The 11,648-nt window shown below is 40.4% G+C and carries 7 protein-coding genes and 1 pseudogene; all 8 read left to right on the top strand.

Annotated features, from left to right (window positions below; genetic code table 11):
• The first annotated feature begins 12 nt into the window (after window positions 1–12).
• The 8 genes and pseudogenes from JDW14_05100 to JDW14_05065 all read left to right on the top strand — a co-directional run bounded on the left by JDW14_05100 (window position 13) and on the right by JDW14_05065 (window position 11,648).
• Window positions 13–3,789: a tape measure protein gene (locus tag JDW14_05100; GenBank protein ID QQD64717.1), complete on the top strand. Its 3,777-nt coding sequence runs from the start codon at window positions 13–15 to the stop codon at window positions 3,787–3,789.
• Window positions 3,789–4,505: a phage tail family protein gene (locus tag JDW14_05095; GenBank protein QQD64716.1), complete on the top strand. Its 717-nt coding sequence runs from the start codon at window positions 3,789–3,791 to the stop codon at window positions 4,503–4,505. The genes JDW14_05100 and JDW14_05095 overlap by 1 nt, the downstream gene beginning before the upstream one ends.
• The gene (locus JDW14_05090; GenBank protein QQD64715.1) at window positions 4,502–6,553 is read left to right on the top strand and encodes a phage tail protein; all 2,052 of its coding nucleotides are present in this window, start codon (window positions 4,502–4,504) and stop codon (window positions 6,551–6,553) included. Before JDW14_05095 ends, JDW14_05090 begins: the two co-directional genes overlap by 4 nt.
• Window positions 6,553–6,840, top strand: a pseudogene (locus tag JDW14_05085) (collagen-like protein). Before JDW14_05090 ends, JDW14_05085 begins: the two are co-directional and overlap by 1 nt.
• A 1,035-nt stretch (window positions 6,841–7,875) precedes the next feature.
• Window positions 7,876–8,235, top strand: coding sequence for a hypothetical protein (locus tag JDW14_05080; GenBank protein ID QQD64714.1), 360 nt, complete (start codon window positions 7,876–7,878; stop codon window positions 8,233–8,235).
• Between the two features lie 12 nt (window positions 8,236–8,247).
• The gene (locus JDW14_05075) at window positions 8,248–10,995 is read left to right on the top strand and encodes a carbohydrate binding domain-containing protein (protein ID QQD64713.1); all 2,748 of its coding nucleotides are present in this window, start codon (window positions 8,248–8,250) and stop codon (window positions 10,993–10,995) included.
• Complete coding sequence (locus JDW14_05070; GenBank protein ID QQD64712.1) at window positions 10,976–11,170, top strand: hypothetical protein; 195 nt, start codon at window positions 10,976–10,978, stop codon at window positions 11,168–11,170. Before JDW14_05075 ends, JDW14_05070 begins: the two co-directional genes overlap by 20 nt.
• Window positions 11,151–11,648, top strand: a complete 498-nt coding sequence (locus tag JDW14_05065) for a hypothetical protein (GenBank protein ID QQD64711.1) — start codon at window positions 11,151–11,153, stop codon at window positions 11,646–11,648. The genes JDW14_05070 and JDW14_05065 overlap by 20 nt, the downstream gene beginning before the upstream one ends.

Below are 11,648 nucleotides of genomic sequence, written 5' to 3'. Positions count from 1 at the left end.
AGGAGTGATTAGGTGGCAGACGGTTCAGTATTGATAAAGGTAGACTTAGATGGTGATAAGGCAGAAGCTGGCGTTGGTAGGCTGAAGGGGCTTTTGTCTGGTTTAGGTGGCGGTGTTTCAAAAGTTGGTAGTGTGTTCAAGTCTGTTTTGGGTGCTAATCTTGTGAGTTCTGCGATTAGTAAGGGGATTGGTACTATCACCAACGGTGTTTCAGAACTTTATGGTGAACTTACGGGTTCTAAAAAAGCGTGGTCTACGTTTGAGGGGAACATGCAAATTATTGGTAAAACAGATAGCGAGATACAGGCTGCAAAAAAATCAATGCAAGATTACGCTACACAAACAGTGTACTCTGCATCAGATATGGCCAACACTTATGGTCAGTTAGCAGCAGTTGGTACGAAGAATACATCAGAACTAGTAAAAGGGTTTGGTGGGTTAGCAGCTGCAGCAGAAAATCCAGCCCAAGCGATGAAAACATTAAGCCAACAAGGTGTTCAAATGGCTGCTAAGCCGATGGTTTCATGGCAAGATTTTAAATTGATGTTAGAGCAAACACCAGCTGGGATTTCAGCGGTTGCTAGAGAAATGGGATTATCCACAGATGAAATGATTATGGCTGTGCAAAACGGAAGAATCAAAACAGAAGACTTCTTTGAAGCTGTTCAAAAGGTTGGGAATTCAAAAGGGTTTCAAAAATTAGCAACGGAATTTAAAACTGTTGACCAAGCAGTCGATGGTTTGAAAGAGGGCTTGTCAAATCAATTAATGCCAGTTTTTGATAAACTAAATGATTTTGGGATTAAAACAGTAGTTGCGTTATCCAATGCATTAGAAAAAATCGACTTTACTAAAATCGCAGAGGGACTAGGAAAATTTTTAGCAAAAATCGATGTTGAAAAAATCATCGGAAAAATTGGCGAAACTATCGGCAAGGTCGCGCAAAAAGTTCAGCAGTTTGTCAAAGGTTTTACGGATAGTGGTGCAGTTATTGCGTTTGTGAATGCTTTAAAAGATTTGGGTGGTGCCCTTAAACATGTGTTTTCTGCTTTTAAAGGTGGAGAAACAAATTTTGCTGGTCTTGGTAAGGTCATTGGGGATGTTGTAGCAGCTATATCGAAAGCGGTTAGCGCAGTGGCTAAATTCATAGCTAGTTTAAGTCCGGGAACAATTAAAGGCATTGCGATTGGTTTTGTCAGTTTAGTTGCTGGTATTAAAGCGATTATAGTTGGATTTAAGGCATTTAATTTTCTTAAAGCATTCAATCCGTTTGGATTATTTAAAAAAGGTGCTGAGAGCGCATTAGGGAAAGTTGGGAAATCAAGTTCTAAACTGGCCTCTGTGATTAAAAATGTGTTTACCGGAATCGGCAATGTGATTAAATCGACAGGAACAGCAATAAAAACAGTGCTTCAAGGAGTTAGTGGTGTCATTAAAACATTAGGACCGTCGATTGCGTCGGCTGCAAAAGGTATAGGGACAGGACTTGCCGCTACTTTTAAGAGCCTAGGTTCAGGTATTGCGACAGCGTCGAAAGGAATCGGAACTGGTTTAGCGACTGCATTTAAAGGTTTAGGGTCTGCGATAGCAAGCATTCCGGTCGCAAACGTGTTGGCATTAGGTGCAGCGATTGCACTAGTCTGTGCTGGTTTAGCGTTGCTCGGTACTCAAGGTGAAGGGGTTAAACTCGTTCTTGAGGGCTTAGGCGAAGCTGTGGCAGTGATTGTGGAAAGTTTAGGGAATGGCTTAGCGACAATTATTACAGCGCTCGGTAGTGCATTTGCTGAACTCGCATTAGCCATTGGAACGGCAGTAGCAACAATCATTACAGCGGTATTACCATTAGCTGAAATCATCGGTAATGTTTTTATAAGTGTTGTGAAAATTATTGCAGATGCTGTTGTTCAAATTGTTCAAGCGATTGCACCATTTATTCCAGCGATTACACATATGGTTGAAGTGGTTGTTAGTCGACTACCAGAGATTATTACGGCTTTTAGTGGGTTAGTCGATTCTGTAGGAACGGCTATTGCAAATATCGTAACGGCAATTAGTGAAGGTGCCGCTAACATTATCGCAGCCTTGGTTCCGTTAGTGGCTGAATTCGGAAACACTGCTTTGAAAGTTGGTTCGGCGATTTCGCAAATCGTGACGGCGGTTGCAAATGGCCTAGCTCAAGTTGTTGCAGCGATTAGTGAAGGCGTAGCAAATGTTATTACTGCTTTAGTACCACTTGCTAAAGAGATAGGCAATATTGCACTAAAAGTAGGAACGGCTATATCACAGATTGTCACAGCGGTTAGTAATGGTTTTGTAAAAATCGTGAACGCTGTGTCTAAAGGTGTTGGCAATGTTGTTGAGAAGTTCTCTGGTTTTGTAGAGAAGATTTCCGGATTAATTAAGACATTCGGTGAAACCATTGAAAAGGTGATTGATTCATTTTCTCGTTTAGGTGAAAGTATTCGAGGCATCATTGATGAAATTGGTGATACTGCCAAAGAAATTGGCGAAGCATTTCAAACGATTGCGGATGCATTGGCTAGTTTAGATGGTGTTGATTTATTAGGAATTGGTGCTGGTTTAACAGCGATAGGTGCAGCATTAACGGGGATCAATTTGACGGCTAATGTCGGTGGTTTCGCTGAGAGTGTCAGCAAACTAGCAAGTGCTCTAGGTGAATTGCCTGATATTTCGACATTAGGTGCTGATTTCACTGCAATTAAAGACGGTTTAGCTGGGATTAAAGATAACGCAGATAACGCTAGTACGGGATTATCTGCTGTGAAGACATCATTATCGGAGTTACCAGATTTAGCTACTATCGGTAGTAATTTAGGTAAGATTAAGACAAATCTAACGGAGATTGGCACGAATGCGACAACAGCTGCTACAGCGTTAAACATGCTAGGAATTGCTATTACGCAGCTTAAAAATGCTTTTACATCTGCCATGACCGCAATTGGTACAAATGTTACAACGACAGTTACTAAAATTACTTCGACGTGGCAAACTGCCTTGAATACAATGCGTACGGTAACGACTGCTGCATTAAATATGGTTAAACAGGTATTTACACAAGCGATGACTGGAATTAATCAAGCAGTGACATCGGGGATGAATTCAGTTAAACAAACATTCCAACGTGCAAGTGACGATATGGCACGTATTGGACGAGAAGCTGGAACAAAGAGTATGCAGAATTTATCGAGTGCGATTCAAAGTGGACAAGGTCAAGTATCAAGTGCAATGCGTAGCGTATTGAATAGTGCGGCAAATGTAGCTAGAGGGGCAGTTGGGATGTTTGTGAGTATTGGTGCACAGATTGCCAATGGTTTAGCGCAGGGTATGTATTCGGCACTAGGTGCTATAACAGCAGCCGCTAATGCAATGATTGCGCAAGCTAATCGTGCAGCACGAGCAAGGGCGATGATTCATTCGCCTTCACGATTATTTGCTAAAACTGTTGGTCGCTATATCCCGGAGGGGGTCGCAATGGGGGTTAATCAACATACTGATAAATTGGAAAAGAGTATGGGGAATATGATTGATTCTGTTTCACATTATAAAGTTGAAGATTTAATTGGTGTTGGTAATGCGAAACTTAGCGGAAGTATTCGAGGCAACGGTATGCAGTTAAATGGAGTTGGTTCTGGAACGACCAATTACAACAGCTATACATTAAATGCAAATGGTGGGAACCGAGATGATTTCTTTACACCGGAAAACATGAAACGGTTAATTCGTGAATTAGCTTATTATACAACACAGGAAGGGGGCAGAATGGCTTAATGGCATATTTTAAATTTAATGGCGTTTCAAGCAAGGATATGGGACTGAGAATCATGAATCAAGTGGTTAGTGAATCAACTGGCCGTGACATCGAACGAGTCCAGGTGCCGGGAAGAGATGGCGACCTGTTATTAAGTAATAATCGTCTAAAGTCGGTTGAAAAGTCCTTTCCCTGCAAATTAATTGTCAAAGATAACTTAACCGTGGCTGGTGAAAAAATCAGCCAGTGGTTACTTGTTGATGGTTATAAAGACCTTGAATTGTCTTGGGATGCTAATTATTTATATAAAGCAGCTTTTATTGAAACCTTTGCGATTGAAGAGATATTGCGACAATTCGGTGAAGTAAAGCTTAATTTTTTAGTTTATCCGGTTAAGTTTTTGAAGACTAGCTTGGTGTCAAAGAGCGTTCGAAATGGTGAAGTCATCAATAATTCAGGTAATATGAAAGCTAAGCCGATTATTAAGTTAGTTGGTAATGGAGAATGTGTGTTAACGATTAATAATCGTAAGACGAAAGTGATTAATGTTCAAAATAATTTGGTACTAGATATGCAGAAAAATATGGTGTATTCCGGAGCGGTCACTGCTGCTTGGGATAAAGTGGTACGTTCTCCAGAATATACGCTGCCTTACTTGGATGTAGGAAGTAACACTATTTCTTGGACTGGAAATTTTACGGTTGAAATGACGACGTATGTAGGAGTGAAATTATGAAACCTATCTTATTCAATGCTAATGAAAAAACATTTACTACGTATGGCTTAGGCGAAATAGATGCGATTTCTGCAGTCGTTACGAGAGAACGAAACGGTAATTATTCACTCTATATGGAGTATCCGATTAATGGTGAAATGGCGAGTATTTTCGAAAAAGAGATGAAAGTTAAAGCCGATGCGGGAGTTCGTACGAAGAATCAAACGTTCGAAATCAGCCGGATTATCAAAGATACTTCTAGCCGTAAAATCAAGATACACGCTAAACATATCAGTCATAAGACAGAACATTTAGCGGTAAAAGTGAATGCAAAAGTGAATGGTGATGCAACGGCTGCTTTAGTAGCGTGGAAAAATAATTTAATTGGTGATTTTCAGTTTGATGTATGGTCAGATATTACAACGGTTAATAGTACGCAGTGGAATGTTCAAAACATTCAAAACGCTCGATTAGCCCTAGGTGGTGCATCGGGTTCTATCCTTGATGTATGGGGTGGCGAGTATGAATTTGATAATACGACGATTAAACTTCATAAAGAATTAGGAAGAAAAACACCGACTGTATTGGAGTATGGACGGAATATTCTTTCTGCTGAAGCGGATATTGATATCGAATCAACCTATACCGCTATCTATCCTTACACTATTTATACGACTCAAGAAAGTAACGAAGAGAAAATCATTACTTTGCCAGAATTGATTATCGAAGGGGCTTTTGCGAATAATTTTGCTAATAAACGTATTTTAACTGTTGACTTCTCAACAAGTTTCAAAGAAAACGAAACACCTACTGAAGAGAAGCTACGGAAGTTAGCGCAGCGATATGTTAAAAATAATCGTATTGGTGAGCCTAAGATTAAGACGAAAATTTCTTATATCGATTTATCAACTACCTTAGATTATGCAGATATGAAGATTATGGAAGAAGTCGAACTGTGTGACAGATTACCAATTTATTATCCAACAATTGGGATTACGTCTGATAATGCAAAAGTAAATACGATTGAATATGACGTATTGCTTGAACGCAATATTTCTGTTGAGATTGGTTCAGTGGGCACAAGTTTACGAAGTGCGATTGCAGATGACGTGGCAACTCGACTAAATCAGATTGAGAATAGCGTGAAGAAGCAATCGCAGGCGGAGCTACCGCCTTATTTAATTAACGGTAAAGGAAATCGTATTTGGTTTAGCACACCAGATCCTAATATGGAGCATAAAGTTGATGATATTTGGTTTGAACAAAACGGTAAGTATACTCGAATGAAACGCTGGAACGGAGAGATGTGGGAAGTCCTTATAGATACTGAAACATTCGAACTTGAACTAGCTAAGAAATTTAAACAAGTCGAAGACCACCTAAAAACCACCGAAGCCGAAATAGAGAAAATCCACGCACGTAACGAAGAAGAGTTAGAAAAGTTCCGTGAAGAATTGAAATCGTTGGACTTATCAGAAGAAAAAATTGAAGCAATCACTAAGAAAATCAATTTGGAGTTACTAGATTTTGATGCGTTGAAATCACAAATCGAATCGGTGAGAGAGTCCAGTCGTGTCAATGCTGAAATGATTGGTAATGACGGAAAGCCTCGTTACAGTAAGAATATTCTTATCGGAGAGGTTGACCGTAAATTATTATTTACAGATGACCATATTACGATAGAGGCTAATGACGGTGGATTTAAGAAGGGACAGACGTATACGATATCGTTTGAAGCGTTGTGTGAATTGTTAGCGAAAGCGAAAGTTAACTTTAACTTTGGTCGAGAAGCAGTGCGTGGTGTGACGATAACGTTAACGCCAAGTTCAAGCAAGCTGACGACTGTTCAAACAGGCAGTAAGACGGTTGATGTATTGCCTGGTGACTACACTGTTTTGATGACGTCAGGCTGGTATAAACGATATTCGCAAGAGGTGCGAATTGAAAAAGATACTACGATTGATATTTTAACAGAGTATCGTGAAATAGCCGAAGGAAATCGAACTATGGCGTATCAAGGCGAGTGGTCAGAAAATCCAGAATTAATATTAGACGGAGGTGTAAGTTAATGGTAGAAACAGTACCAATGCGAGTACAACATAAGCGAATGACAAAAGCGCAATGGCAAGCAAGTGAGGTGATTTTACTTGAGGGCGAGATTGGTGTTGAAACGGACACTGGTTTTTTAAAGGTCGGTGACGGTACGAATCGGTTTAGTGCGTTGAAGTATTTAACGGGTCCCCAAGGTGAACGTGGTGAACGCGGCTTGACGGGTGCGACGGGTGCAACAGGTTCAATTGGTCCGCAAGGGGCGACAGGTGAACGTGGCGTATCTGGTCCGAAGGGTGATAAAGGAGATAGTCAATACGTTCATATTGCTTATGCGACTATTACCTATCTAGCTCAAGAAAATTCGAGTGTAACATTACAGGCTAAAACGCTCGTGCGTTTTGGCAAAGGTGATAAGTGGTTATACAAAGAACTTGCAGCTGGGACACATCAATTGAATTTACGATTGTTTGGAGAAGACCCAGCAGTTACTATTACTAAAGAAATTCAAAGTATTCAAAACTTTTCGCTAACGGACAGTACGAATAGAACGCATATTGGTATCTATAACGATAATGTTGAGTCGGGCAGTACGGACGCTTCACGCTATACTTGGATTCGAGTTCAGGGTGCTCAAGGAGCAAGAGGTGAGCGCGGGGAACGAGGGGAGCGTGGTCAAAAAGGCGACCCATTGAGATTTGAGGATTTAACACCAGAACAAATCAATCAAATCAGAGCGCAAAATGTTGATTTATCGGGGTATGCGACGAAGGAAGAGTTGCGTAATGTACCCGTTGTGTATACGAGTGCATTAGCTGAAAAAGTTGGATACGATAAGATACGTCCGAATATTGATTATTTTTTAGATGATAATGGTAAATTTGGTACGGTCACAAGCGTTGGTGTTATGCGAAAAGAAGTAGGAATTACTGAATTGATTAATCCATTATCATATGCTGAAAGGGAACATACACATGTAATTAATCAGATAACAGGTCTAACACAAGCTTTAGCAGGTAAACAACCTACTGGTGATTACGTCACAAATGCCACCTTAAACAGTAAGGGCTACGTTACGGAAACGTCCTTAAACAACAAGGGCTACGTCACCAATACTACTTTGAACAATAAAGGCTATGTCACTCAAACTATTCTTAACAGTAAAAATTACCTCACTCAGTCCACTGCTAACACTACTTATGCCACGAAACAAGAATTGCGTAATGTTCAAAGTACACCTGGACCCAAAGGGGCAGACGGGACATCGATTAATGTGCAAGTAGTGACGGCTCCTCCTACGACACAAGCGGAGAACACATTGTATTTAGTGAGGGCGTAAGCGATGACGATGGCAGATTTTAGAAATACGAAGCAAGTGTTTTATGGTGGGAATGAAATTGGAGCTGTTTGGTATCGTGGTGAAAAGATTTGGGAGAAGCCAGAAGAAGATAACGGCGCGTGGGAAGAACTATTTAACGGCACGTTGTCGTTTGCAGGTTCGTTAGTAACGCGTTTACCACAAAATTATTCTCGCTTTATGATTATCGACTCGAACGGTGAACGTCAAGATTTTGATATGCAAGGAACAGATGATAAAACTATTGAAGTTGGAGATTCTCGTTACTATGTTTCACGTACGTCAAGTGGTTTGGTCGTAGATGGCGGTTCTGGCACAACAATTGTCAAAGGTTTACCGAAATGAAGAGGTGATTAAATGCAAATAAAAATTAATCAACGAGATGCGCCTGCTTTAGAATTTAAAGACGGGCGCTATTATTATACGTTCACAGCAACAGAAGAAACATCGAGTGTGGATATTTTTTCCGATTGCTTGGGAGATACTCAATTCAAGAAGATCCAGATTGAGAAGAGTTCAGAGATGACGAGCTTTGCGCCGCCTGAAGTTTATGAAGGAAATTTGTCGGGAATCTTTAAAGATTTAAAAGAAATTAATCTTGAGATGAAAGACACCGAGAGTGATTTTTGGGGCAAGATTAAACTGAATGCACGAGGAATGTTAGAAGAATATCATAACGGGACGTTGTCAGCTGAATTTATGAAAACGGCGAGTGGTATTGAACAACGGCTGCGTAATGCGTTATCGCAGTCGGAAAATCGTTTTACTTCCACAGCGGACGGAATACGTAGAGATTTAACAAACGTTGACGGGCGGATTAATTCGGTGACTTCGACCGTAGATGGGTACAAGCAAACATTAATCAGCACGCAAGCGAAAGTCGATAATCTGAAGATTGGTGGACGGAATCTGTTTCTTAAAACGAAAGATTTCGGCGGAGAATGGTTTAACAAAGGCGATTGGACAATCGATGCAGAAACGTATCAAGGATTGGTTGTTAAAAAACGTAGTGGCTTGTGGCAGGGGATTTCGCAGGCTGTGCCAGTGAAAGTGGGCGAAGTATACACTTTTAGTACCTATGTAAAAACGGATAAAACAGATGAAACAATTAGATTTTATTCAACTCATAACGGCACAGGAAATCCAGCAACGACAGATGTTTCTACTAAGATTTTGCCTGTTTCAGATGAATGGCAACGTGTCAATGTGACGTTCAAAGTGACGAAATCAGGAAATATCTCACCGCGCCTTGAACGGACCAACGAGGGGACGATATGGGTTGCTGGATTGAAATTGGAGCGTGGCAGTATCGCGACTGACTGGACACCAGCACCAGAAGACTTAGTGAGTGGTAGTGATTTCACTACATACAAAAACGAAGTCACAGAAACAGCCGAGGGGCTCACAAGACGTATTGAAGCGACAGACGGTCGTGTGAATCAAATTACTGAAACTGTAGACGGCTTTAAACGTGAGATTACGAATTCGGTAACTGGTAGGATTAATACTGTGATTGAAACTGTGAATGGCGTTAAACGTGAAATTAAAAGTTCTGTAGACGATAGTCTTAGTGAGATGACCCAGAACATCAATGGGTTTAAACGACTTGTTCAAGATGCGGAAAAGAATCATTCTCAGTTAGCGCAAACGGTTAGTGGTTTGGAATCTACCGTTAATAATAATCAAAAAAATATGACCAGCCGTATCACGCAATTGGCAGGTTTGATTGACCAGAAAGTTGCACGTGGCGATTTAGAAGGTATCATTCGCAACAGCGGTGATTCGATTTGGTTAGCAGTTCGTGATAGAGTAACCACTGCAGCAGGTAACTCAAAAATGAGCGGTAGAGAAATCATCAATGCGATTAATGTGACGACAGGTGGCACGTTGATTCGTTCTGGTGATAACAAGCTCATGGTAACACCAACGACTACCTTTATTCAAAATGGGACGATTAAGTCCGCAATGATTGATACGTTGGATGCTAGTAAGATTACAACAGGCACGTTGAATGCAGCAAATGTCCGTGTGATTAATTTGGATGCTGCGAATATCACAACAGGTAATTTAAATACAAGAATTGTGAATGCGATTCGTTTAAATGCCAATCAAATAACGTCTGGAAGTTTAAGTTCGGAAATTGTGAAAGCAATTCGGTTGAATGCCAATCAGATAACGACGGGTTCGTTAAGTGCAGAGGTTGTGAATACGATTCGATTGAATGCGAATCAAATAACGGGTAACCGAGCAGAGTTGATTTCAGCCGGTTTCAATGCAGTGAACGCTAGCCTTCAGTTGGACGGTTCAGGAATCTATGCAAAAGATAATGCAGGAAATTACGCACGTATGACGGGATTACCGGAGTTTAAAACTTACGGAATTGACAATACGTCTTTGACGATGACAAAAGGGCAACTTCAATTCGAATGGGGCAATAAGCCAGTGTTCGCTATCGGAAATAATGTTGTTAAAGACGGTTCGGGTATTCTCTTAGAAAAAAACGCATGGTTTAACGTTATGCAGAAGTCGGATTTAACCGTTGCGACAGACGAATATTACACCGTGCAGAGTGGTGATAGTCCGATTGGAATATTGGAACGGCGTTTCAAAAACTTTAATGCGTCACGATGGAACGAATCCGCAGCTGAATTTAAGCGAATTAACGGTTGGGGTTATGCATGGCCAACGTTACATCCTGGCGACAAAGTGAAGATTAAAGAAGGTTCAAAGACGGTTCTTGGTAAAGAACATATCAGATATGTGTTTAGGACAGAGACGACCGATAATGGTGTTGTGGTGTTTAATTACCGTATTGACGCAGTTGGAGGTTTACATCAAGCATCGGATAGACGGATTAAGCACGATATTTACGATACGCAAGTACATGCGATATCAGAAATTGAAGCATTAAAGTTCAAAGAGTTCAAAATGAATCAAGATAATCGTTATGTGGATATTGGACTTATTGCTCAAGAATCAGGAAAATTGCGGCATAAAGGCGAAACAGAATCCATTGATTTACATAGGGCAGTGATGTTGGCGCTGAAAGGCATTCAAGAATTAAATGAAAAGGTGGAACAATTAAATGGAAGAACAAAAAATTAGTTTGGTAGAAGTAGCGTATTTACAAACGATTGAAGACTTGACGCAAGAAAATAAACAATTAAGAAATAACTTGAATTATACACGATTGGTCAATCAAGAATTATCAAAACAGATAGAAGAACTAACAGCACCAACGAAAGAGGAGGAAAAAGAAGATGTTCAAGAAGAGTTATAACTATTTCAATTCTGAACAAGGTAGACGTGTGGTACAGATTGAAGCCAAAAGTGGGAACCTGCAGATTATTACTGCAGATTTTGATGAATCGCTTTGTGATTGGGATTCACTATCCGAAAAAGAACTCATCGATAAAGCTTTGGAATGGCAATATCGAACTTACATGCAAGGCAAGTTCGTCAACGAAGCAGTGGAAATCACCGAAGCGAAAGCGAAAGAAGTGGCAGAACTAGCTGACAAGCTTAAAGATACGGTGAAAGAATCTGAAGCGGAATTGAAGAAGTTGAAAGAACGTTCTGAATTATCGCAAAGCTCAATTGTTGAAATGACGGAAATGGTGTATGACCATGAAGCACGAATCGCGGCTTTAGAGAGTGGTGATGAAGAAGATGAACCAACTGAAGAAAAAGTTGATGAACCGATTGAAGAGGATAAAGAACACATTGATACAGAAGTTACAATTGAAGGGGGTGAGTGA

The sequence above is a fragment of the Aerococcaceae bacterium zg-252 genome, assembly GCA_016237705.1.
GTDB lineage: Bacteria > Bacillota > Bacilli > Lactobacillales > Aerococcaceae > Globicatella > Globicatella yangjingiae.
This window is presented reverse-complemented; position numbering and strand designations above follow the sequence as displayed.

What these genes read in the sequence shown, in the direction of transcription:
- JDW14_05095 (QQD64716.1), top strand. Translation starts at nt 3,789, where the DNA reads ATGGCATATTTTAAATTTAATGGCGTTTCAAGCAAGGATATGGGACTG.
- JDW14_05090 (QQD64715.1), top strand. Translation starts at nt 4,502, where the DNA reads ATGAAACCTATCTTATTCAATGCTAATGAAAAAACATTTACTACGTAT.
- JDW14_05080 (QQD64714.1), top strand. Translation starts at nt 7,876, where the DNA reads ATGACGATGGCAGATTTTAGAAATACGAAGCAAGTGTTTTATGGTGGG.
- JDW14_05075 (QQD64713.1), top strand. Translation starts at nt 8,248, where the DNA reads ATGCAAATAAAAATTAATCAACGAGATGCGCCTGCTTTAGAATTTAAA.
- JDW14_05070 (QQD64712.1), top strand. Translation starts at nt 10,976, where the DNA reads ATGGAAGAACAAAAAATTAGTTTGGTAGAAGTAGCGTATTTACAAACG.
- JDW14_05065 (QQD64711.1), top strand. Translation starts at nt 11,151, where the DNA reads ATGTTCAAGAAGAGTTATAACTATTTCAATTCTGAACAAGGTAGACGT.